The organism is Raoultibacter massiliensis (genome assembly GCF_900199545.1).
GTDB classification, from domain to species: domain Bacteria; phylum Actinomycetota; class Coriobacteriia; order Coriobacteriales; family Eggerthellaceae; genus Raoultibacter; species Raoultibacter massiliensis.
This window is the reverse complement of the sequence record NZ_LT962670.1, coordinates 517,893-541,560: the sequence shown is the minus strand read 5'-3', so window position 1 is coordinate 541,560 and position 23,668 is coordinate 517,893. Positions and strand designations below refer to the sequence as shown.

The following is a 23,668-nucleotide window of genomic DNA, read 5'->3' as shown; positions in this document are numbered from 1 at the left end:
GCTATCAACATATTGTTATCCACATGAAACCATTTAGGCCCGATTTCGTTTGCGAATGGCAACGATCGCGCAAACTCCCGCCGCCACCGCAGCAAGAACACCCGCCGCAAGCGGAGCGCGGTCGCCCACCTGGGCGAGCTTGTCGCCACCCGTTTTCGCTTTCTCAATCGGCTTGGCTGGATCAGCCGGATCGGTCGGGTCGACAGGATCGGTCGGATCAACCGGGTCAATCGGGTCGACAGGGTCGATCGGGTCGGGTGGATCGACAGGATCGGGCGTATCGAGAATCTCAAGCTCAAACGATGCACCCGGCTTTTCCAGCTCGCCTGCATTATGCATGTCGTTGGCACGCGCCGTGATGGTGGTTGTGCCCACTTTGAGCGGCGTCACCTCCCCCGTCTGAGGGTCGACGGCGGCAACGCTCGGATCGCTCGACTCCCACGCAAGCGAAGGATCGTCGGCGAAGGCCGATTCGGTTGCAGGCAACACCGTGCCTTGCGAGGCGAACACGTTACCCGGCACAGCCGCAGCTGTAAACGGACCGTCCTTCAACTCCACCGTAGCTTTTCCGCTGCTCAAAACTGGCGATGTGACGGCCAGATCGTTCACCAAACCCGTAAACCGGCATGCCGCAAACGAATCGTCCGTCGCATTGGAGAACACCGGATCGGTCGAAGCGGATGCTATGCCCGTGTGCGCACGCTCGAGGGTTATTCGCGGGTTGTTCTCGATGACGGGATCGACCCCGTGGAAATCGATGCCGAAGAAACGCACCTTATCGGCCGATGCCGCATCGATCTCGACCGAGCTGTCCTTGCCGAACGGAACCAGAGACGCCTCGTCGATAGCCTGCGAGAACGGAACCGACGCATCGGAAACCGCGCGGATGAGCACGTAGGGTTCCGTCGTATCGCAAAACGCTCCCGAAAACGCAGGGACTTTGAACGAGGGCACGATTCCGTTTTCGTCGGCCACGAGCTTGATGTATGCCTTCGTGGTCCATCCGCGCCCGAACGTCGCGCTCATGGTCGTGCCGTCGGCGGGATACGCCTGCGCCGCCCGAGTGAGCACCGTGTTGATGCCCTGCAGCTGCGATTCGACGCTGCGGTAAGCGCTTCCCGATCTGACGATCCACGTCTTATCGACAATGTCGTAAATCGGGCTCGTAGCGTTGTCGGCAATGTTCGCAAGATCGTTGTACACCCTGATCGTATCGGTTGTAAAGCTGCTCGAACTCGTATTCATGACCGCATAACGGTAATCGGAAGGCAGCGTAAGGTCTCCCAGCAAGTAGCTGCGCACCGTTACGTAGTTGTTTGCCCCGTCGGTCACAAGCGAGCCTCTGAACACCGCGTTCGCCTGGCGAAGCTGACCGACCGTGGCTGCCGTCGTGTGATCGAAGTACAGGCGCTTCGTCGAATTGGCGTTCAGAAACGTGATGGTATCGACGTTGACGTTGGTGCCGGCATTGAGCTGCATGTAGGCATACGAGGCACTCGTTTTGATGTTGTCGATCGTGATGTTTTCGAGGTTGACCTGCCCGGTATTCGCAAGCACCAGGTTGATCGCCGAGCGGTTGTTTGACGAGCCGACGTTCTTAAGCGTGCAGTTCTTTATATAGAACGGCTTATCGCCCGCTGAAACGGAAATGAAGTAGTGGCCTCGGCTGCTCGCCGAAGACATGCCGTTGTTCTGTCCGTCGAACACGAGATTCTCGTAGCGCATGTTCGGGTCGTTCAGCAGATAGCGCTCGAGACCGGGATTTGCAGCCGTGCGCGGAGCCTTGGTGAAGACTGCTGGATTATCGCCGCTCGGGTCGGTCAGCCCGACGATGGCGAGATTGGGTCCTGAAAGCGCCGTGTAGTTGTTCTCGTGTTGGTTATGGAAGGTGCCGCCTTCGACGAAAATGGTGACGCCTTCGGCCGGATACGCTCGTCCGTTCAACAAGCCGCCCGCAGCCGTCAAGCCACCGCCGGAACTGAATAAGCCGTCAGCACGGTATATGACGCGGCATGTGTAGGTTTGCCCGCCGTACTGAACCGCGGTCGTATCGTCGAGGCCGTACGAAGCGTAGGCGGCATCTTGCGTGAGCAGATAGTACGCTCGGCCTTCGGAAGCGTACGGGATGGTCGATTCGGTATACGTTCGCTTGCTGAACAGCTCGTTGCTTCCCGCATCGGCAAGCGCTTCAGGCGGGTTCCCCTCAAGTGTCACCGTCGCGTGGGCGGTCGGAGCGAACGACAGCGCAAGCAACGCTGCACACAGCACCGTTGCGCAGGCAAGCGCACGCCTCGAAATTCGAAGAAACGCAGTGTCTGATGGCATGGTGTTCCTTTCATCAGATAGTAATATCTTACATAGAATACCATGCTTTTTTTCTCTTAGAGAACATATTACAAATATTTCTGGGTAAATGGCACGTCCAGTTGCGGCAGCCTGCTGCAACCGATTACAAATCGAGCTTGAGATCCCCCTGCTTAATCCAGCCCCAACGCCTCAGAAGCAAACCGATAGCCCAGGTGAGAACCGCGGGTAGGATAAAGCAGACGAGCAAAAGACCCAGCCAATCGAACGCGGTTATAGCCGGCTTAAGCCCAGTGGCCACATCGCCGACCCATCCCGTATACACGCCGATCTGGCCCACAAGGCCGCACGTGCCCATGCCCGACGCAACGGCAGGACCGTTCATCTGCAAGCCGAACACGCATGTCGCAAGCGGACCGGTGATGGCCGCCGCGACCGTAGGGGGAATCCAGATGCGCGGGTTCTTCACGATATTGCCCATCTGGAGCATCGAGGTGCCGATGCCCTGGGCAACCAAACCCCCGATGCCGTTTTCCCGAAAGCTCATGACCGCAAACCCGACCATCTGGGCGCAGCAACCGGCAACCGCCGCCCCGCCGGCAAGCCCCGTGAGACCCAAGGCGGCGCAGATCGCAGCCGAGCTGATGGGCAGCGTCAGCGCAACGCCGACGAGAACCGAAACGATCAGCCCCATGAGAAACGGCTGCAGATCGGTCGCCCACATGATGGCCCCGCCCACCGCGCTCGCGGCAGCGCCGATCGCAGGCGCCCACCACAGCGACAGCCCGACGCCGATGCAGATCGTCGCAATGGGGGTGACGANACCCCCATCACCCCAACCCCGCCCAGCGGGGCCCCGCACCCGCAACCCCCCGCCCCGCCGGCAAGCCCCGTGAGACCCAAGGCGGCGCAGATCGCAGCCGAGCTGATGGGCAGCGTCAGCGCAACGCCGACGAGAACCGAAACGATCAGCCCCATGAGAAACGGCTGCAGATCGGTCGCCCACATGATGGCCCCGCCCACCGCGCTCGCGGCAGCGCCGATCGCAGGCGCCCACCACAGCGACAGCCCGACGCCGATGCAGATCGTCGCAATGGGGGTGACGAGGATGTCGATTTTAGTCTCCCCCGAAACCGCTTTGCCCGCTTCAGCGGCGAAGATGCACACGATCAGCACGGCAAGAGGACCGCCCGCGCCGCCGAGGTCGTTCGCCGCACCGCCCACAGCCGCTAGCGAGAACAGAACGAGCGGGGGGCATTGCAAGGCAAAGCCGATGGACACCGCCATTGCAAACCCCGTGGCCGCCTTCGCAAAGCCGCCGATGGTAACAAGCGATTCGACGCCCGCTTGCTCGCCGATCGTCGCGAGGATGGTCCCGATCAGAAGCGACGCGAACAGACCCTGCGCCATGGCCGAAAGAGCATCGACCCCGTAGCGCTTTGGGGATATCTCGATATTCTTGCGTTCGAGAAAACTCCCAACCCGCCCCTTGCCAATACGTTTCGGGCCCTGTTTATCCGGCTCGTCTTCCATGGTTTCGCCATCTGCCATCCGAATCGGTTTTCCAATCGCCGCAACGCCGCCCCGCAGGGCGCGCATCGTTGTCGATATGCTCATTGAAATTCCCCTCACGCGGCGCTTCGCCGCACGATTGCGCCTGCGCGCACGGCCCTTCGGCCTGCCGCCGCCATGGCGCACCTTTTCATTGAGAGGTTATTGTATCGTGGATGCCGCCATCCGCTGCGGCGATCCCGGCATTCGTGCCGCGACCGAACGATGCGAAGGGCAAACGGGTCGGCCGAGAACGGCAAACGGCTCGCTACAATGCGGCCTGCTCCTCTTGGCCGTCTCCCATAAGCGAGAACGTGCCGCCGAACACTTCGGACAGCTCGGCTATCACATCGGCGAACGCCTCGGCGGCTTCGCGATCGACGTTTTCCCCGATGCGGCTCACCAGCCTGTCGAGCTCTTCCAAAGCACGCAAGCCGACGACTCTCCCTTTTTTCGTCAGATGGATGCGCAAAACGCGCTGATCGTCGGCATCGAGTTTGAAATCGAGGAACCCTTTCTTGTGCAGGGCCCCGAGCACCGTTTTCGCATTCTGATGGGAGCATCGCGCCTTGCGCGCCATATCTCCCAAGGAGGGCTTTTCGTCGAACGAGCTGATCATGGCAAGAAACATGATCTGCCTTCCCGTCAGCTCGTCGAACCGCTTCCTGCCCATCTGCTCGATCTTCTCCGAAAGCGACAGAGCGTCGTCAAGGACACGGTAATAAACCGAATCAGCGTGTTTGCCCGATACCGTGCCACCGCCTCGCTCCAAAAGAATCCCCTTTAATTGATACTTATTTTATAGTAAATATACCGTATTATCGCGTACTTCCGAGTAAAATATATAATTTATTACCATAATACAAGATTTATCCATATATAGAAGTTCTTATGTTTACTTGGCATGCAAGGAGGTGCAACGGAGGGCTCCGCCTTAGACTTGCCGTGAAATGCCCTGCGTGCGATATGCGGTCCGCCGAGATCCTCGAGCGCGATTCGCCGCCTCCGAAACGGACGCTACTCGCCGTGCTCCTTGAGGATTTCCAAAGCGGCCGCATAGCCGCCCGAGCCGTACGAGAGGCATTTCGACACGCGTGCGATCGTCGTCGCCGACGCACCCGTTATCTGCTCGATAGCCGAATAGGACTTGCCCGCGGCAAGCAATCGCGCAACGTCGAGGCGCTGGGAGGTTTCCTTGATCTCCCGAATCGTACACATGTCCTCGAGAAGCGCGAACACGGTATCGGGATCATCGATCTTCGCAAGTGCGAAAGCGAGGTTCTCAACCTCGGGTGTTCTGAGATCGCTCATTTATCTCCCCATCCTCATCAAACCGTATTCGACTGAATCAACGAGCGCGTTCCACGAAGCCTCGATGATATTCTCGGAAACGCCGATCGTGCCCCACACGCCGTTCGCATCGCGCGAAGTGATGACAACGCGCGTGATCGCATCGGTTCCCACATTCTCGTCGAGAATGCGCACCTTGAAGTCCACCAACTCGATGCCCGCGACTTCGGGATAGAACTCGGTGATCGCCATGCGCAGTGCGGTATCGAGAGCGCCAACGGGACCCGTCCCCTCCCCTGTTGCCACGAAACGGTGATCGCCCACATGGATCTTGATCGTCGCCTCGCTCATGGCATCCTTCGCCCGAGCGCCAGAATCCTCGTAGTCGTCCACGATCACGCGAAAGCTCTCGAGCCGGAAATGGGATTTGAACCTGCCGAGATGCGTCTGCAGCAGAATCGCAAGCGAACCGTCCGCAACTTCGTACGAATACCCCTCGTGCTCCCGCTCCTTGATGGTGTCGAGAATCTCCTGGGTCTTTTCAGGTTTATCGGAAAGATCGATGCCGAGGCTCTTCGCCTTTGCGACAAGCGAAGCCTTGCCCGCAAGTTCGCTGACGAGCATACGGGTCGTGTTTCCGACAAGCTGGGGGTCGGCATGCTCGTAGGCTTCGGGGAAACGGGCGATGGCGCTCGCATGGAGGCCGCCCTTGTGCGCGAACGCCGATGCACCGGTATAGGGGTGATGCGTCGGAACCGACATGTTGCACGTCTCCGCCACGAACTGCGATACCGCCGTAAGCTGCCGCAGATTCTCAGGACCCACCGTCGACAGCCCCATCTTGAGTTCAAGATCGGCGATGGTCGTGAGGATGTCGCAGTTGCCCACACGCTCCCCGAACCCGTTGACGGTGCCCTGAACCTGCGTCGCGCCCGCACGGACGGCGGCAAGCGTGTTGGCAACCGCACAGCCCGTGTCGTTATGGCAGTGGATGCCGATCTGCTGGCCGGGAAGGGCTTCGGTGACGGCACGGACGATTTCCTCCACTTCGAAGGGAAGGGCGCCGCCGTTGGTTTCGCACAGATCGATCGAATCGGCTCCCGCGCTGCTTGCCGCCGAAACGCACGCCATGGCGTAATCGGGGTTCGCCTTGTATCCATCGAAGAAGTGCTCGGCGTCGAACACGACGCGCACGTCCTTTGATTTGAGGTAGGCGATCGACTCGCCGATCATTCGCAGGTTTTCATCAAGCGACGTCATGAGCGCGCGAGTCACCTGCTCGTCCCATGTCTTGCCCACGATGGTGACGACCGGCGCTCCGCTCGAAAGCAGATCGGCAAGGCCCCTGTCGTCTTCGGGAGCCGTACCCTTTTTGCAGGTAGATCCGAATGCGGCGATCTTCGCGTGTTTGAGATCCATATCCTGCACGCGCTTGAAGAATGCGATGTCTTTGGGATTGGAAGCCGGGTAGCCGCCTTCGATGTAATCGACTCCGAAGGCATCGAGCCGCTCGACGATGCGCAGTTTGTCTTCGAGGGAAAGCGTGATGCCCTCGCTCTGCTCCCCGTCGCGTAGCGTGCTGTCGTATGTCAGTATGCGCTGTTCCATGCGGCTTCGCTCCCTTTAGGATCGGCGGGTTGCTTCATCGCGCAGACGCGGTCGCAACGAAAGAGCGCCTGCACGTAAGGGGAAAACGAAACCGCTTGGCTGCAATCCGCCGAAACGGTGCACAAGCGGCTTCGCTCTGATTCATGATCGGTTCTAAATCTCGATCAGCCAGTCTGCGTACTCCTCGATGCGGCCGTACACAAGATCGAAGAAACGCTCCTGCAAGGCCCTCGTGATGTCGCCGGGCTTGCCGACCACGCGACCGTCGACGCTTCCGATGGGAGTCAGCTCGGCAGCGGAGCCGGTCATGAACACCTCATCGGCAATGTAGAGATCAGAACGCGTCAGGCTCTCTTCGACAGACGGAATCTCGAGATCATCGGCAAGGCACAGCACCGTGTCGCGCGTGATGCCCTCGAGCAGGCCGTCGGAAAGCGGCGGCGTCGAAAGGATGCCGTCGCGGACGACGAACAGGTTCTCGCCGGTGCCTTCGCACACGAGCCCCGCCTCGTTGAGCATGATGGCTTCCGCATACCCATGCGACTTCGCCTCGAGCTTGGCGAGGATCGAGTTCATATACGACGCCGTGGCCTTGATCGCGGGCGGGATCGCGTTGTTCGAACGCTGGCGCCATGACGACACGCCCACGGCAACGCCGTTCTCAAGCGCGTCTGCCCCAAGATAGCTGTCCCACGGCCATACGGCGATGGCGACATCGGCCGGAGCGCCCGTCGGATCGACGCCCATGACGCCGTACCCGCGGTACACGATCGGGCGGATGTAGCAGGCGGGCAGGTTGTTCTTGCGGATGAGCTCCACCGTTGCATCGCACAGCTCGTCCACCGTGTACGGCAGGTCGATCAAAACCATCTTGCAGCTGCGGTGCAGACGCTCCATATGGTCGCGCAGGCGGAATACGTAGCTCTTCTTGGAATCGGGATCCTGGTAGCAGCGAATACCCTCGAATACACCCGAACCGTAGTGGAGCGAATGCGAGAGTACGTGCGTGTTGGCCTCTGCCCACGGCACCATCTCGCCATTTTTCCAGATGTAGTCGACTGGTGTTATGTCAGCCATCCCAGATCCCTTCTCTTCTCGCCGTTTGGGCAGGTTGATGAATCTGTTCATTGTACTCCAATCGGCTAAAGCGAGAGAAGTTTTCTGGCAGCGGGAGAATTAATCAACGAAAGGCACAGATTGGCGGACGGCAGCGCGGGCAGAACCTCTTTGCGGAGATCTGCCCGCCTGGCCATTATCGACCGAACAAAGCCGCATATCGTAGCTATTCGCCGCCCAAAGCATCCTCCACCGCAGCAATAATCGCCTTGCTCGTTATCGTCGCGCCCGAAACGATATCGACATCGAGCGTCCCCTTTTCGGCTATCGCCGCAGGGATCGACACGATGGCATCGCCGGCGATGGATGGCGTTTCGCTTTGCTCAAGTATTTCCACACCAGTAATCGCTGACCCATCTGAAGAAACCCTCACAACAATCGGGCCCTTTTTCCCTTCAGCTACGCCGATGCTTTCACCGCTTTCAACTTCGTACTGCGATTTATCAACCTCTTGCCCAAACACCGCCAACGTGGAAGGCGCAAAATTGGGCATGCCATCCATAACCGACTCCTGCAGGTTGTCGGTTTTTGCGGCAGCCGCATTTCGTCCGGAAATACGACCGAATATCATACCGCCCCCCAGATTGCATGACCCTTGGTAATGGTTCGACCAAATGTCCCCTAACTCGCCTGCTTCGTACAGGTGGGGAATCGCTTCGCCTCTGGGCGTGAGCACTTCGCCCTTCTCGTTTTTAACCGGCCCGCCCTGCGTGTTCACCAAAGTATGAGTTAATTTGACTGCATAAAACGGAGCTTCGCTGATCGGGCTCAGGTCACCCTTTCTCCCAAAGGCCAGATCAACTCCTTCCGCACAGAAACGATTCCATTTTTCCGTCTCGGCGATAAGGTTTTGGGCAGCCTCCTCATCGAATCCCATAAGAGAAGCGAGCTCTTCAAGCGTCTCCGCTTTGAGAATCCACCCTTTTTCGATCTCTTCCCGTCCATCAGACGACCACGATTTATACAGCGGCCCTTTTTGGAATATCGCTTGATCAAGGACTTCATATGTCACTTCAGGCAAAACGGGGACATGCCATGTGCCGGCATAGTTGAGGTGCCCATGATTAGTGGCTCCCGTATCCGTTTCACTGATAAACCGCGTACCGTTCCCTCCAACGAGAATGCCCTTTAAATCGCTATCGTACTTCCACGTGCAGTCAAGCGTATCGGGATCGACGAACTCGAAATTGTTCGTTTGCATGTTTCCCATATGCCATAGATCGCATCCCACCTCCATGGCCATCCTGATGCCGTCTCCGGTGTTATGGAGAGAGCGGCCAAGCGATTTCCATCCATGATACCCATTGTAGCTTTCGAGCATTTCATCGTTCGATTCGTAGCCACCCGTGGTCAAAATCACACCGCCCCTTGCACGAACATTTACGGTTTGCCCATCGACTTCGATTTCGATACCGTGAACGATTTTCGTAAGCGGATCCTGAATAAGATGCGTACCAGCCGCCTCATACCAAACGTCGATGTTATCGGACCTATCCGCTACAGCCTGCCGAAACAGCTTGTAGGCCGCACCGTCGCCACGACCCTCATGAACAGTTATCACCCTAAATGATTCCGACCCTTCCATTTCGGGGTATTCGATCTTCCCCTCGACAAACGCAGGCTCCTCAGCGCCGAGGTATTCTATCCATTTTTTGTTTTCAACCATTTCCTTGCAGTATGCTTCGATGATGGCATCGCTCGGCGTATTGTAGTCGCCGCGCATTGCTTTTACGTAGGAAATCGCATCATCAAGATCCTCCGACCAGCACAGCAACTGCATGCAGGCGATCGAGTTACCGCCCGCCTCGGATTCGGGCGCTTTCTCGATAAGAAGAACCTTCGCCCCCTCGTCGGCCGCGGCGATGGCGCTGTTTGCGCCCGCTCCCCCGAAACCAACTACGACAACATCGTATTCGGCACTCCAATCCACGCTCTTTTCAAAGGCCCCGTCGCTTTTGAGCTCTCCTGCCGACGACGCTTGGGGACTGCATCCCCCAAGCAGGGAGGCTCCCAGGATGCCCGTAGTGGCAATCGCCGAACCCGTGATGAATCCTCTCCTTGTATACATACCCTCCATGATGAATCCTCCTTAGTCCGCAGAATCATATCCATCCCCACAGCGGCAGAGCCCGAAAGCACACAGCTGCATCGGCGAATCGCATGCTCCCATTCCAAAAGGATGAGGGCATCCCATAAAAGCCTTTTTGGGTCTGGAAACGCCTCCCATAAAACATGTAATTTTGCTCTGGTGCCTTTTCGCCACGCCAAATCTGCAGCTGCAAATCGAGCCAAAGCGGACAAGCCGTGCTATTCTTTCACTATGGGAAAAGGGGAGCGCAAAACTATAGTTTTCGCAACGCTCGGCATGGCGTTTTGGTGGCCAATGCTGAGGAACAGCGTGGTCGGCTTTATTTTCTCTCCCTCGACTGTCGGGGAAATCCAAAGCCAAATCGAACTATGGGTCTTTATTGCCACGGCAGTCGTTCTTTCTTTAGGATTCGCATTCGCTTCGGCAAAAGGAGCGAAGAGACGCTTGACCTCCAACGCCTTCCCCATGGCGTCTTGTTTCGCGGCAAGCACATTGAGCTTGGTGGTTTTTCTTTTCTCGGGAACACCGCATATCGGCATCCTCATAGCAGACTCCATTGCCCTTGCATGCGCCTATGTGGTGTTGCCTTTTGCGTGGGGCTCGATCTTGATTCGCGAAATGGGGGCATCGCCCAAGCGCTTGCTGCTTGTTCTTGCCGCCTCGTACACCGTCAGCTTCTTCATCGGATATCTCTCATACCTTCCTTCGCCCTTCGACCTCATCAGACCAATCGGAGCTCCAGCGCTCTCAGCTCTTGCATGGTATGCGTGCTCACGGCAAGTTTCTGCCAAAACTCCAAGCTGCAACCAAGCATCAGGGAGCTCTCGGAAGGGAGGCAGTCTCTATGTTCTCGTACTCGTCCTTTTCCTGGTGAGCAGTATCGCCACCGGGTTTATAAATCTCGGCTCAGTTTCGTACCAACCCTCGTTCGATACCTTAATCCGCGACACGCTCAACATTGGCGTCACGGCATCGCTTCTCGTGATCATAGGCCTGTCAAAACATATGGAGAGAATCAAGTTCTCACTCATAGTCGTATTGGCCGTCGTATTGTTTGAGGGAATTTTCATCGCAACGATATTTCAGCAAAGCTGGTTTTTCGCTGGAACGGGTCTCATGCAAACAAGCAAATCGTGCTTCTCGCTTTTGCTGTATATGCTTGTCCTTATCGAAGCAGCGCCGAAAACCAATCCGGAAGCCACCATTCTTATCAGATTCGTCCTCCCGACAGCGGCAAGCAGTTTCATCAGTTATCTTGCTGTTCCCTTTTGCGCTTCCCTCTTCAGCGTCTCATACAGTGATTTCTGGGGACTTCTATCCCTTTTGATGGGCTTCCTTCTTGGCGTGTTTCTTTTTGGGTTTCTCTCCTCCATCGTCGTCAAATACCTGCCGCGCAGCGAACAAGCAGACGCGGGCGGCTCAGAGGCCGCAGTCGTCGCCACGATGATGAAAGGCGAATACGGACTCACCGACAAAGAAACCGAAGTTCTAACTCTTCTCTTGGAGGGCAACACGTACAAGAGAATCGCATCACTGCTCTATGTAAGCGACAGCACAGTACAATCGCATGCAAAGAGCATCTATCGCAAGGCAAACGTACATACAAAACAGGATCTCGTCGATCGCGCAGCCAGCATGCGTGACGAGATCCTGTAGCATACAACAGTCTAGCGCATGCCGCGCTGAACGTCGCCGCCCTGGCCGGCGGGCATGCCGCCTCCTCCCCTGCCGAGGCCGCCCATGCCGCCGGTCGCGGTGGTCGAAGCGGTGATCTCGGTTGCGATGCCGCCGGAAACCGCGCCCGCGTCGGTGTAGCCATCGGCGTTCGCGCCGGAAACCGCGCCGCCGACGACCAGCTGGTAGGTGCCGCCTTCCTCGAAGGCTGGCGAGCTTGCAAGCACCATGCCGAATTGCTTGGTCGGCGTGTAGGATACAAGCACGTTGCCCTCCTCGTCGGTGATGGCGACCGACTGGTTCGCACTGCCGCTTATCGTATTGAACGAGAAGGGCTGCTCGCCGCTCGTAAAGTTCTGCGCCATGCCCGTCGAGCCGACCATGAGAACCGTTCCGCCCGTTATGGTTGCGGACAGGTCGTAGTCGAATGCGCCGTCGCCGCCGCTCGTGGGCCCCGAGACCAAAAGCACGCCGCCCGTGATTTCAACGTATCCGTTCGAATCGACTGCGTCGCCATCGGCTTCGAGCACCGTGTAGCCGCCTGTGATCTGGATGAGGCAGTTCTCATCGCCCATCGTGGCTCCACCCTCGGCGAACGCGTTGTCGGGCATGCCGCCGTTCTGCATGCGCTCGCTGGATTCCTCGTTCGATCCCCCGAACGACCCGCCGCCCGGACCCATGCCGCCCGTTGGCGCTTCACCCGTAGGCGCGGTTCCGTCTTCGGGCATCGCAGGCACCTCGCCAGTTGCGACATCGGCTCCGTCAGGCCCGCTCGGCATCTCGCCATCCGCGATAGCTGCACCGTCGGTGGTTGCCCCCTCGCCCGTCGGCGGCTCCCCCCCCGCCGCGTCGGGATCTTCGGCAGTTGCGGCACCGTCTGCGGCGCTATCCGAAGCGCTCGTGCTGCTTGCTTCCGCCGCCGCCTTGTCGGCGGGCGTTTCGGCCGCAGCGGCGTTGATGGCATCGTCGCTTGCGACGATATGGGTGTCGCCGCCGTTAATGTAGAGCTTCTCGGCCTCGTAGCCCTCGTAGCAGCTTTGGATGTCGATCATGCCGCCGTCGATGGCGAGCGAGGTTTCGGCATGCACCGCATCGTCGCCCGCGTTGATGGTGATATCGCCACCCGAAATCAGGGCGTCGAGATCGCTGTGCATCGCATCGTCGGCAGCGTCGATCACCACTGTTCCGCCCGTGACGCGAAGGTAGGTGACCGCTTGTATGCCGTCGTCTCCCGCCACAAGGTTGAACGTTCCGCCGTCGATGGACACGAATCCGCGCACCTCATCGGTGCCCTTGTTCGATTTGATGCAATCTCCTCCGGCGACAACGCTAAACGTTCCATCGAGGATCTTCACGCAATCGCGGCCGCGCAACCCGTCCTCGACCGCATCCACGGTATAGGTGCCGCCCGTGATTACGAGATCGTCTTTGGAGCAAACGGCATGCCGATACGAGCTCGTCACGCTGAGCGCGCCCGACCCGTTGATCGTCAGGTCTTCCCTGCTGAACAGCGTTGCATACGGTTCGTCGGAATCATCCTCGAGCACATACTCCGCGCCGTCTGTCAGCGTGTTCTTCGAGCCGTCGGCAAGCGTGATGAAGCACTTATCAGTCTGCTTGATGTAGACGGCGGGGCCGTCTTCGTTGTGGATGGTTACGCCGTCGAACACGATCTGCACCTTCACGGTATCGTCGGTTTCCACCACAAGCTGCCCGTCGGTCAGCTCGCCCGATACGATATAGGTTCCCTCGTCGGTTATCGTCACCGTCGAACCGTCGACAACCGCTCCCGACCCCTCGACCGTCGAGCCCGATTGCGAGAGCGCGACATGTGTGGCAGACGCTTCATCGTAGGTCGAATCCTGATCGCGATCGGTGTATTCGAAATCCATACCTGCGATATCGGCAGCCGATACGACATCGCTGCTCGCCGTTGTCGTATCCGACGAGACCGACGAACCAGAAACGCTCGCCGTGTCGGCGCTCGTGGCATCCGATGTCGAACATCCCGGCAGGCACAGCGCTGCCGAAAGCCCGATTGCCACAATGGAGGCTCCAACCGTCTTGCGTGTTTTCTTATATGGAAGATGGGTTCTCATAGCTACAGCACATCCCTTGCGGCGGCCATTCTGCCGCACGTTATCTTGAGGTTTCCGTTTCGGTAGCGCAGTTCGTCGATCATGCCCTTCTCGTATTCGGGGCCTTTGAGCCGGATCTCGTATTCGAGCAGAAAGAGGCTTCCCATGTTGGTGGTCTGCACCTCGATGAGCTCGTGCGCCGCGGTATAGCGATCGAACACGTCGTCGAAGAGGCCCGTGTAATCGAGATCTTCGGGAATCGTGATTTTGAGCGACTTTCCCGGCTCCTTCTTCTTGCCGAACGGGGAGATAACGTACACGACGTTCGCGATACCCACGATCACGGTGAATGCAGCCGCAAGCCACAGATATCCCATGCCCGTAGCAAGGCCGATCGCCATTGCGAAGAACACGCTGCCGATATCCTTGGCGCTGCCGGGGATGGAGCGGAACCGAACAAGGTTGAACACGCCCATGACGGCGATGCCCGCGCCGATGTTGCCGTTGACGAGCGTGATGACCATCTGCACGATGAGCGGAAGCAGGGCAAGCGTTACCACGAAGTTCTTGGAGTAGTTGTGCTTGAACATGTAGATGAGGGCCACAAGGCAGCCGAGCGCAATCGATACGCCGCAGCATAGGAGAAAATCGATCGACGAAACGCTGCCGACAAGCGCCTCGCTCGTTCCGAATACCGATGTGAACATTGAATCAAGCACAGGTCCCGCTCCTCTCGTTTACGCGCGCATGACGTCCGCGGATCGCTTTCGCGCCCACCTGCCTACCGACGACCGCTCCTCCGCGATCGACATCGGCAACGCCCGTGTGGCGTCCTGATTTTCCATATTCTTGCGCGAGGCGTGCGACGGAAGGGCCCGCTCCCCGCACCGCACATCCGCGCTCCGAAGCCGAAACCGCCACCTGGCTGCGCACCGCCAACGGCGCCCCTCCCAAGAGCGAAAGGTATGCCGTCCCGTATTTCGAGAACGACTGCGGGTATGCATGCGCCGCGCTGAGCTCGGCAGCAAGCCATGAGGGCAAAGGGCCAGCATTCTTGATTTCCATGATCACCTCACCAGGACCGATCAGCGGAGCCAACCCGCAGGAATCTGCGAGAGCCTTCGCATTCGGGTCGGCCGAAATGCCGGTATCGAAGGTGATCCGCAGCTCGCTGCCCGAAGGATCGGCATATGCGCTGCGGTCGCATACAACGAGCATCGAGGGAGCGAGCCTTCCATAACGCTCGCGGAAGAAATCGATCTCGTGCGCTATCTGGATGCTCCGGCCCGAAAGCGACTGCTCCGCCGCCAGCGGGTCGGCAAGTGGATTAGCGGCGCACGCACGCTCGTAGGATTCGCCCGATAGATATGCCCGAGCCGCCGCGAGCGTCATCGATACGCGTCTTTTGTAGACGATTCTCTTGAACTTCTTTTTAATCTCGACGAACGCCTGAGCATCGTCGGCGGGCTCGCCGTACACGCGCAAGCGAAGCTTCTCCTTATAGAGGGGTTTGTCGAGCGAGCGCTCGATCAGCCCATATTCAGGCGTATCGAAATAGAGGCTCCGCACCGTCGAAAACCCGAATTCCGAAAGCTCGAGGCGCTCCTCGACCGCAGCAAGCACGCGGCTGTGCTGCCCGGGCTTCAGGCGGTACTTCATCTCCTTGCGTGCGAAAACATCTGAAAACGTAGTCATGTCGTCTTTCCTTTCCCTTGACGGCACCTCGGCACTCGAAAGGCATGCGGAGGTTCCGATCGTGGAATATGCTAAAGCTGCTACCTTAAATTGCCCTGAATGCGGAAAACACCGGCGATCCGTTCACGGGGCGGATGGAGTTTCAGGGCAATTTAAGACAAGCGGCTACAATGGAGACGGCACGATAAACACGAACGCCGAAGCCCGCAAGACCGGCGGAAAGGAGCGCGACATCATGCAGATCCTCGTCGTCGAAGACGACGCGCGCCTCGCAGCCGCCCTTGGGCACATACTCGAAGAGAACGGCTATGGAGTCGATCTCGTTCACGATGGCGCCTCCGGCCTCGATTACGGCGAGAGCGATATCTACGACGTCATCATCCTCGATGTAATGCTTCCCAAAATGAACGGGTTCGATGTCGTGGCCGAGCTGCGCCGCCGCAAAGTGATCACGCCCGTTCTCATGCTTACCGCACGCGACGCTATCCCCGAAAAGATCACCGGACTCGACAGCGGAGCCGACGATTACATGACAAAGCCGTTCTCGCCTGCCGAGCTACTCGCCCATCTGCGGGCGCTAACCCGCCGACAGGGCGAAATCGTGTTCGAAACCGTGGAATTCGCCGATATTTCACTGAACCTCGAAAGCTTCGATCTCTCCTGCAGCAAGAAAACCATCCATCTCGGCTTGAAGGAATTCTCCATCCTGAAGATCCTCATGCTCAACCCCAACCAGGTTATTTCGAAGGAAACGCTCATCGCCAAAGTGTGGGGCATCGAATCGAGCGCCGAGGACAACAACGTCGAAGCGTACATCTCGTTTTTGAGGAAAAAGCTCAAGTTTCTCGGCTCTCGCGCGGTGATCGAAACGCTGCGCAAAGCCGGCTATCGGCTTGTCGCCGAAAGCGGAAACGATAATGCCGGCGACCAGGCAACGAGCGGCACATCCGCCGAGGTTTCCCGATCCGAAGCGAGGGCGGCTTCATAGACGCCACGCTGAAAAAGCTCCGAGTCAAATTCGTGGCCATCATCATGGCGATGGTAGCCGTTGTGCTGCTTGCCATTTTCTCCATCATCTGCGTCATCAACTACCAACAGGCGGTTGCCGACGTTTACGCAACGCTCGAATCCGCAATCGATCATGACACCATGCCAAAAAAAGAACCGCTCGCTTCTGCGATTTCCCCCGCCACGAGCGATCGGTCGGGCGAATCGTCCGCCGAAACCGACGGCAGAATGCCGTTCGAAATCGGCGGAAAGGGCGAGGGCAAGCGCTTCATCCCCGTTGCCGTATACGAGATCGAATCAGACGGGACGCTTGCTGCGGTCTCCGACGCCACAACCGCCTCCATGACCGACGATGTGCTTTTGCAGGCAGCCGAGCAAATCGCCTCGGTTCCTGACGGATCGGGCTTGCTCGACCCGGTCGGCCTCTTCTACGTCAAACACACCAACGAAAACGGAGCCTTCGTCGCATTCGCCGACAAAGGGTCAGCCGAAGAATGGCAGACGCTTGCCCTTACCCTTGCCGGCGTAGGCATCATCGCCCTGCTGGCTTTTTTTGCAATCAGCCTCTTCTTTTCAAAATGGGCCCTCAAACCCGTCGAAGAGTCCTGGAACAAGCAGCAGCAGTTCGTCGCCGATGCATCTCACGAGCTCAAAACGCCGCTTACCGTTATGCTTGCAAATGCTTCGATTCTGCTCAAGCACCCCGAAAAAACCGTGGCAAGCCAGAGCCAATGGGTGGAGGCGATCGAAACAGAGGCCGAAAACATGCAGAAGCTGGTGGAAGACATGCTCTTCCTGGCAAGCACGGATGCGCCGAAGAGAGACCGTATCCACACGCCGATCAATCTGAGCGACATGGTCGAGCGCAACCTGCTGCAGTTCGAATCGCTTGCCTACGAGAGGGAAATCGACGTGGCTTCAAACGTCGAGGAAGGCATCTGGATCACGGGCAATGCTCTGCGCCTCGAGCGGCTTATCAGCACGCTTCTGGACAACGCGTACAAGTACGCAGGCGATGGCGGTCGCATCGAGGTCGCACTCGCAAGCACGTCGCAGCGCATCGAACTGCGTGTCGCTAACTCGGGAACACCGATCCCAGAGGCGGACTTGCCTCGCATCTTCGACCGCTTCTACCGAGCTGACAAGGCGCGCGAACGCAGCATCGGAGGCTACGGCCTCGGCCTTGCCATCGCACGCGAGGTGGCCGAGGAGCACGGCGGCACCATCTCCGCCCGCAGCTCGGAAGCCGAAAGCACCGTGTTCGTCGTCGCGTGGGATGCGAAACTCGCCTGCGATCCCGATGTCGCTCAATAGGGCGGATCAAGCGTCTCAGGACGCCTCCCCTGCACAACCCGCTTTGGAAGCCCACAGGCAGGCCTACCGAACAGGCGCATACCGCAAGCGGGGGCTCGACCGGAACCGTCCCGGTCGAGCCCCCGCATTATCACGCAAAAAGCGAGCTGCTCCGATTCTCCGAAGGCGCCCGGCTACGCCTTGGCCAAAGACTTGCCGGTCAGATACCCGAACGTCAAGCAGGTGGACCCCAGATTGAAACCGGGCACCAGCAGCGTATAGAGATTGCTGTACATGTCTCCGACCATCGTTCCCACGTTATACAACCCTTCGATGGGGTTGTCGTCGGCGTCGCACACCTGCATGTCGGCATTCGTGCGCAGTCCTCCCATGATGGTGAGCATATCCTCGCCTTTGTACTTCATCCCATAGAAGGGGCCCGTCGTGATCGGGCTGAGCAGCTGCGGCCTCTTGTGGAAATCCTCATCGACGCCGGCCTCGGCAAGTTCGGAGTACCGCGCCACCGCCTTGACCGCCTCGTCAATCGGCAGCCCGAGCAGCTCAGCAACCTCTTCGACGGTCTCGCCTTTCACCATGGTGGGGTTGCTTTGCGTGCAAGCCGTCTCCCACCCTGCGATAACATCCTCGGGCGTCATGGTACCCGACCCGTACGGCGCCGCCGCAGGCCATTTGAAAAACGACGCCGCACCCGTATCCCAGATTCCATAGGCTGCCTGATCGGGAAGTTGCATCAGGGCGTTTGCCAAGAAGCTGTTGGTCATATCCTCGTTGCCGAAACGCTCTCCTCGGGCATCAAGCAACAACCCAGTCGATGGCGAGGCCGTGGCACCAGGGCCGCCCGTGAACACCATGGGCGTGCACAACGAGCTATGCTGCCACGCTGCGCCGATCCAGAGTCCCATCTTGTGACCGTCGCCGGGCATCAAGCCGCCGAACTGGAACTGGGCGTCGTAGGTGTCTTTGTTGTCGTTCAGAAACGGCAGTACGCTCGGACAGTATTTGGCGACCATCTCCCGGTCTCCCGAAAAATCGCCCGTCGCCATGACGATGCCCTTTTTTCCTGCATACTTCACGTACGCCCCGTCGGGGTTCTCGGCGATGACCGCACTCACCCGGCCCGCACCGTCATCCTCGCGGACAAGCTGCTTGGCAGTCGTCGAATAAAGGTACTTCACGCCCGCACGCTCGCCTTCGGCAACCAGAACCTCAACGACCAAAGGTCCGCCCATGCCGGTCGATACGATCTCCCCGCCCATGAAGCTGTGGCCGCCGACCACAGACGTGTTGACGCCAGCGCTCTCATCGGCGACGAAATTCTCGATCACGCACTCGTATCCCGCAGCTTCCACTTTGTCGAGCAGCCAGTTCATGGTCTCTTCGCTATGATTGTAGAAGCGATACCATTTGCGCTGATCGATGTTCCAACTCGATGCCATCATTTCCTTTTTGAAGAACTCGCCGATATTGGCGCCGTAAGGATCGCTCAACCCGACCTCGTCAAGAAGCCTGCTTTTGAACGCATGGAACGTACCGCCACGGGCAACCGGCGCCGTGCCCGCGCATATGAGCGTGACCGACGCGCCCTCTTCCGCCGCAGCCAGCGCCGTCACAAGGCCCGAGACCCCAGCTCCGATGACGATGATATCGTCTTCCACCGTTTCCGCGATATCGCTCTCCGCAATCGGCTCGGGGGGAATCTCGAACGCCCATTTGCCTTCCACGACAGAAGCGGTAACCCCCTCAGACGATGCCGCCGCAGAAGCTGCTTCCGGCTGCCCCCCCTGCTGAGGACTGCACCCCGCAAGAGCGCCAAGCGCGGTTACCGCGCCAATGGCAACCGACCCCTTGAGAAACCCGCGGCGATCGACGCATGCTTTGTTACCCATATCTCCCTCTTTCTTCTTTCGCTTCCCTTTCGGAAACGCACCATCGCGTTTCACCGTGCACTATGCGGAAAGCAAGGGAGTCTGTAACTCGCTTTTCAGTGATGAACTTAAAAACAGACGTATCACCACCCAAGGGTGATACGTCTGTTTGAGCTGATCACGATACCTATGGGCGGTTCGGACCAATCGGTGCACGTGCGCTACGAAAAGGGCAATCCGATCGAGGCGCCATCACGGCCGAGCGCAGCGGTTTCCTCGTCGAGCAGCTCTTCCATTTCGCTTCTCGAATGGATTCCCAGTTTCTGGTAAATATGGCGAATATGGGTCTTCACCGTGTTCTCGGATAGCACCAAGCGCTTGGCGATCTGCTTGGCATTGACGCCGAGGGCAAGCAGTCGGAATATCTCGCTTTCGCGTTGGGTGAGCGCAAATGCCCGAACCACCCGCTCGCAGCCGAGTTCGAACTTCGACTCTTCGGCTTTCTTCAGCAACAAGAGCTCGGATTTCTTCTGCTTCGAGAAAACGAGCACGAGAAGAACGACTGCCGCGAAAAGAGCGACCACGCTCACGGCGTACAGCCCCATGGCGACATCGGGTATCGCGCCGATCAGAATCGTGCCCATAAGCTGACCGAGCTGAAAGCAGAAAAACGACAGCGCACCGATACGCGTAACCGACGTCGTAGAGTTCGCGCATGCAAGCACGACGAAGAACCAGAGCAGCCCGTAAAAATACGACGAACACGCCAAGAGGATCGGCAGAGCGACGGGAATCCCCGACGCTAGCAACGGCACCGTCACCAACCCAAGAGCAAGAACCGGAATGGCGATCTGGTACAGGTACTCCGCGGGATTCTTCTTAATGAACAACAGCGCGCTCAGCATCAGCAACGCTCCGCCGGCCAAGCCGCCGAGGGAGTCCGTCGGCGAAAGCACGGTCATCGTCGGCGTGAAACCTATCGTGAGCGCCCGAACGAGCCCATAGCAAGCGCCGACGAACAACGCCGCCACGACGAATACCGGAAGGGTCACGTCGCTTTGCACGACCACGCGGTCGATGAGCGCGCCGGGCGCTCCTTTCTGGGAGTTCCCGAGCCGAGCGAACAAAAACCCGTACACCAGTATCAGCACAACCGTAAACCCGAGGACGAAAGCAGGAGGCAAGAGCGCGATGACGAGATAGAGCAGGACGCCGAAGAATTGATGCGCACCTGCGTAGAGCAGCACCATCTGAAGCCGCATACCCGAAAAAAGCTCTGCGAAGAAGACGAAGGAGAAGCCCGTGCCGAAACCAGCCAGAGCGCCTGCGAGCGGAAGAAGCACTGGAGCGAGCAACTGCAGTTTGATCGCGAACAACATCGAGGCACCCACTACCAGAAAAGCGCAGGAGACGGTCACCCACGCAGCGTTTCCGACCGCATGCGCTTCTTTGCTCGGCCTGAGGGCCGCCAAGAACAGGGCCACGAGATTTCCGAACAGCGAATAGAACCATATGGCATCGGGACCGCTGGGGGCAGCTTCGCTCGGGTGAATACTCGAAAACGAAAACAGCAGGTTAACGTATCCCCAATAGGAGATGCCGGCGATGAGCAGCGGCCAGTTGAGCGCCGCGCGATAGCCTTCTTTGCTTTTCTGCGTATCCATATCACCCCGCTTCCGTCCGCAACGCCATTCCTGTACCACGACGAAGCGCCGCCCGAGCCAACGGGCGGCGCTGTTCCGTTTCCCGTTACCGGAACTGCCCTAAACGTAGAACAGGATATCGTTGTAGGTGGGAACCGGCCAGTGATCGCGATCGGTGAGCTTCTCAAGCAGATCGATCTCGGTGCGCAGCGCCTCCATGAGCGGCGTTCCCTCGTGCGCGTAGCGGTTCGCCTTCTCCTGCTCGTCCTCGAGCGCCTCGACTTCCTTATGGAACGTATCGAGCGCCTTGAGCGCCGAGAACGCCTTCGCCACGCCGTCGAGCAGTTTGCCGAGCGTCTCTTCCTGCTGGGTCGTATCGGCTCCAGGAGCCGCCGCCTTGATCGAATTGAGCGTCGAAGCGAGCTCGCCGATGTATTCGTTGATAGCGGGCAAGTACGTACGGCGCGCCATGCGCTTCATCACGCGGATTTCGATGTTCAGAAGCTTGTTGTATTTCTCGAGCTTCACTTCGTAGCGGCTGTGCACCTCGGCCTCGTTGAGCACGCCGAACTCTTCGAACAGATCGATGCTCTTCTGATCGATGTAGCATGGCAGGGCATCGGCGGTCGTGCGATGGTTCGCAAGCCCGCGCTTTTCCGCTTCGATCGGCCATTCGTCGGAATAGCCGTTGCCGTTGAAGATGATACGCTGGTGATCGGTGAGCGTGCGCTTGACGTAAGCGATGGCGGCCGCCTCGAATTCGGCACCCTCCTTGCCTTCCATTTCATCGGCGAATTCCTTAAGGCTCTTCGCCATGGCCGTGTTGAGGATCATGTTCGCATCGGACAGGTTCACCGCCGAACCGGGCATGCGGAACTCGAACTTGTTGCCGGTGAACGCGAACGGGCTCGTGCGATTGCGATCGGTGTTGTCTTTGAGGAAGTTCGGCAGCACCGCCACGCCCAAGTCCATGGCAACCTTCTCGGCGTTGCAGTACTCATGGCCGTCGATGAGCGCATCGACGATCTCGCCGAGCTCGTCGCCCAAGAAGATCGAGATGATCGCAGGCGGCGCCTCGTTCGCACCCAAGCGATGATCGTTGCCCGCAGAGGCAACCGACATGCGAAGCAGCTCTTGGTATTCGTCAACGGCCTGGATGACGCCGGTGAGAAACACCAGGAAACGCAGGTTGTCCATAGGGGTGTCGCCCGGGTCGAGCAGGTTCACCTTGCCTGCCGAAATGGACCAGTTGTTGTGCTTGCCCGAACCGTTGATGCCCTCGAACGGCTTCTCGTGCTGCAGGCAGACAAGCCCGTAGTGCGATGCCAGAAGGCGCATCTTCTCCATGGTAAGCAGATTTTCGTCGATGGCGCGGTTCGTGTTGGTGTAGATGGGCGCGAGCTCGTGCTGCGCGGGAGCGACCTCGTTGTGCTTGGTCTTTGCCGGCACGCCGAGCGCCCACAGCTCGTTGTCGAGCTCCTTCATGAACTCGTTGACCGAGGGGCGGATGGCTCCGAAGTAATGCTCTTCGAGCTCTTGGCCTTTGCACGGCGGTGCGCCGAACAGCGTGCGGCCGGTCAAAACGAGGTCCTGGCGCTGCGCGTAGTCTTTTTCGGAGATAAGGAAATACTCCTGCTCGGAGCCAACCGTGGTCACCACATGCTTGTCACCGTCTCCGAAGTGCGCAAGTACGCGCTTCGCCTGCACTTCGATCGCGCTCATCGAACGCAGAAGCGGCGTCTTCTTGTCGAGCGCCTCGCCGGTATAGGAGCAGAACGCCGTGGGGATGCAGAGCACTTCGTCCTTGATGAACGCGTAGCTCGTAGGATCCCAAGCGGTGTAGCCGCGCGCCTCGAACGTTGCGCGCAAGCCCCCCGAGGGGAAGCTCGATGCGTCGGGTTCGCCCTGAATGAGCTCTTTACCCGAAAACGTCATGATGGCGCGACCGTCGGCCGTCGGATCGAGGAAGCTGTCGTGCTTTTCGGAAGTGATGCCGGAAAGGGGCTGGAACCAGTGCGTGTAGTGCGTAGCCCCGCGCTCGATCGCCCATTCCTTCATCGCATGGGCGACGACGTTGGCAACCTCCTCGTCGAGGGGCTTTCCCTCCTTGATGGTTTTCGCCAAAGTCTTGTACGTTGCAGAGGGCAAGCGCTCCTGCATCGTGTAGTCGTTGAAAACCATCGTGCCGTAGTTTTCTGAAACTTTCGCCATGTTGTTAACACTCCTCACCTGTTGCCTTTTCGCAGACAGCGTGTTCGATGCCGAGCAACGGTCTTTCTGTTTTATAGACCGATACAATATCACGAGGTCGCATCAATACACACGATTAACTTGCCGTTACCAAACTATCGGCGCAATGTTTCGGGCAGTTTTCGGAGCCGAGAACTTTTCATTTCGCCGATCGCGCCAAGACGGCTGCGATCGGCTGCCGCA

At 58.6% G+C, this 23,668-nt stretch carries 17 protein-coding genes; 3 read left to right on the top strand and 14 right to left on the bottom strand.

Features of this window, described 5'->3' with window-relative positions; all coding sequences use genetic code 11:
• Positions 1–33 precede the first annotated feature (33 nt).
• The 8 genes from C1719_RS16150 to C1719_RS02165 form a co-directional block, all read right to left on the bottom strand.
• Positions 34–2,325 carry an Ig-like domain-containing protein gene (locus tag C1719_RS16150; RefSeq protein WP_102373597.1) on the bottom strand — a complete coding sequence of 764 codons (2,292 nt, stop codon included), beginning with the start codon at positions 2,323–2,325 and terminating at the stop codon, positions 34–36.
• Positions 2,326–2,449: 124 nt separating this feature from the next.
• Positions 2,450–3,064, bottom strand: a complete 615-nt coding sequence (locus tag C1719_RS02195; RefSeq protein WP_245874328.1) for a PTS sugar transporter subunit IIC — start codon at positions 3,062–3,064, stop codon at positions 2,450–2,452.
• The gene (locus tag C1719_RS16295; RefSeq protein WP_425439800.1) at positions 2,989–3,837 is read right to left on the bottom strand and encodes a PTS sugar transporter subunit IIC; all 849 of its coding nucleotides are present in this window, start codon (positions 3,835–3,837) and stop codon (positions 2,989–2,991) included. Before C1719_RS16295 ends, C1719_RS02195 begins: the two co-directional genes overlap by 76 nt.
• A 286-nt stretch (positions 3,838–4,123) precedes the next feature.
• Entirely contained in the window at positions 4,124–4,627 is a 504-nt protein-coding gene (locus C1719_RS02185; protein WP_102373596.1) for a MarR family winged helix-turn-helix transcriptional regulator, read from the bottom strand.
• 245 nt (positions 4,628–4,872) lie between these two features.
• A complete protein-coding gene (locus C1719_RS02180; RefSeq protein ID WP_102373595.1) occupies positions 4,873–5,166 on the bottom strand; it encodes a YerC/YecD family TrpR-related protein in 294 nt (97 codons plus the stop codon).
• Positions 5,167–6,753, bottom strand: coding sequence for a citramalate synthase (cimA, locus tag C1719_RS02175; protein WP_102373594.1), 1,587 nt, complete (start codon positions 6,751–6,753; stop codon positions 5,167–5,169). It lies immediately after the preceding gene.
• A gap of 153 nt (positions 6,754–6,906) precedes the next feature.
• A complete protein-coding gene (locus tag C1719_RS02170) occupies positions 6,907–7,830 on the bottom strand; it encodes a branched-chain amino acid transaminase (protein WP_102373593.1) in 924 nt (307 codons plus the stop codon).
• 205 nt (positions 7,831–8,035) lie between these two features.
• Positions 8,036–9,937, bottom strand: coding sequence for an FAD-binding protein (locus C1719_RS02165; RefSeq protein ID WP_245874326.1), 1,902 nt, complete (start codon positions 9,935–9,937; stop codon positions 8,036–8,038).
• Between the two features lie 330 nt (positions 9,938–10,267).
• Between C1719_RS02165 and C1719_RS02160 the strand changes: the two genes are divergently transcribed.
• The gene (locus C1719_RS02160) at positions 10,268–11,614 is read left to right on the top strand and encodes a helix-turn-helix transcriptional regulator (RefSeq protein ID WP_180963425.1); all 1,347 of its coding nucleotides are present in this window, start codon (positions 10,268–10,270) and stop codon (positions 11,612–11,614) included.
• A gap of 11 nt (positions 11,615–11,625) precedes the next feature.
• On the opposite strand, the gene C1719_RS02155 is transcribed toward C1719_RS02160, so the two are convergent.
• Genes C1719_RS02155 through C1719_RS02145 form a run of 3 tightly spaced genes read right to left on the bottom strand, consistent with a single transcriptional unit; the run spans position 11,626 to position 15,405 of the window.
• Positions 11,626–13,731 (bottom strand): carbohydrate-binding domain-containing protein, encoded by a 2,106-nt coding sequence (locus C1719_RS02155; RefSeq protein WP_102373590.1) that lies wholly within the window; start codon positions 13,729–13,731, stop codon positions 11,626–11,628.
• 2 nt (positions 13,732–13,733) lie between these two features.
• On the bottom strand, positions 13,734–14,429 hold the full coding sequence (locus C1719_RS02150; RefSeq protein ID WP_102373589.1) for a DUF4956 domain-containing protein: 696 nt from the start codon (positions 14,427–14,429) through the stop codon (positions 13,734–13,736).
• Complete coding sequence (locus C1719_RS02145) at positions 14,422–15,405, bottom strand: polyphosphate polymerase domain-containing protein (RefSeq protein WP_102373588.1); 984 nt, start codon at positions 15,403–15,405, stop codon at positions 14,422–14,424. The genes C1719_RS02150 and C1719_RS02145 overlap by 8 nt, the downstream gene beginning before the upstream one ends.
• Positions 15,406–15,640: 235 nt before the next feature.
• Between C1719_RS02145 and C1719_RS02140 the strand changes: the two genes are divergently transcribed.
• Together C1719_RS02140 and C1719_RS02135 are read left to right on the top strand one after the other, a co-directional pair.
• Positions 15,641–16,393 (top strand): response regulator transcription factor, encoded by a 753-nt coding sequence (locus C1719_RS02140; RefSeq protein ID WP_102373966.1) that lies wholly within the window; start codon positions 15,641–15,643, stop codon positions 16,391–16,393.
• 32 nt (positions 16,394–16,425) lie between these two features.
• A complete protein-coding gene (locus C1719_RS02135) occupies positions 16,426–17,727 on the top strand; it encodes a sensor histidine kinase (protein ID WP_245874260.1) in 1,302 nt (433 codons plus the stop codon).
• Between the two features lie 173 nt (positions 17,728–17,900).
• Here C1719_RS02135 and C1719_RS02130 read toward each other — a convergent pair whose 3' ends face one another.
• The 3 genes from C1719_RS02130 to C1719_RS02120 form a co-directional block, all read right to left on the bottom strand.
• Positions 17,901–19,613: an FAD-dependent oxidoreductase gene (locus tag C1719_RS02130; RefSeq protein ID WP_102373587.1), complete on the bottom strand. Its 1,713-nt coding sequence runs from the start codon at positions 19,611–19,613 to the stop codon at positions 17,901–17,903.
• Positions 19,614–19,813: 200 nt separating this feature from the next.
• Positions 19,814–21,256, bottom strand: coding sequence for a helix-turn-helix transcriptional regulator (locus C1719_RS02125; protein ID WP_102373586.1), 1,443 nt, complete (start codon positions 21,254–21,256; stop codon positions 19,814–19,816).
• Positions 21,257–21,355: 99 nt separating this feature from the next.
• Positions 21,356–23,446 (bottom strand): glutamine synthetase III family protein, encoded by a 2,091-nt coding sequence (locus C1719_RS02120; protein ID WP_102373585.1) that lies wholly within the window; start codon positions 23,444–23,446, stop codon positions 21,356–21,358.
• Between the last annotated feature and the right edge of the window lie 222 nt (positions 23,447–23,668).

Bases quoted from the DNA above. Each gene is read 5' to 3' on its own strand.
- C1719_RS02170 (WP_102373593.1), bottom strand. From the start codon at position 7,830: ATGGCTGACATAACACCAGTCGACTACATCTGGAAAAATGGCGAGATG.
- C1719_RS16150 (WP_102373597.1), bottom strand. From the start codon at position 2,325: ATGCCATCAGACACTGCGTTTCTTCGAATTTCGAGGCGTGCGCTTGCC.
- C1719_RS02155 (WP_102373590.1), bottom strand. From the start codon at position 13,731: ATGAGAACCCATCTTCCATATAAGAAAACACGCAAGACGGTTGGAGCC.
- C1719_RS02130 (WP_102373587.1), bottom strand. From the start codon at position 19,613: ATGGGTAACAAAGCATGCGTCGATCGCCGCGGGTTTCTCAAGGGGTCG.
- cimA (WP_102373594.1), bottom strand. From the start codon at position 6,753: ATGGAACAGCGCATACTGACATACGACAGCACGCTACGCGACGGGGAG.
- C1719_RS02165 (WP_245874326.1), bottom strand. From the start codon at position 9,937: ATGTATACAAGGAGAGGATTCATCACGGGTTCGGCGATTGCCACTACG.
- C1719_RS02145 (WP_102373588.1), bottom strand. From the start codon at position 15,405: ATGACTACGTTTTCAGATGTTTTCGCACGCAAGGAGATGAAGTACCGC.
- C1719_RS02125 (WP_102373586.1), bottom strand. From the start codon at position 21,256: ATGGATACGCAGAAAAGCAAAGAAGGCTATCGCGCGGCGCTCAACTGG.
- C1719_RS02140 (WP_102373966.1), top strand. From the start codon at position 15,641: ATGCAGATCCTCGTCGTCGAAGACGACGCGCGCCTCGCAGCCGCCCTT.
- C1719_RS02120 (WP_102373585.1), bottom strand. From the start codon at position 23,446: ATGGCGAAAGTTTCAGAAAACTACGGCACGATGGTTTTCAACGACTAC.
- C1719_RS02180 (WP_102373595.1), bottom strand. From the start codon at position 5,166: ATGAGCGATCTCAGAACACCCGAGGTTGAGAACCTCGCTTTCGCACTT.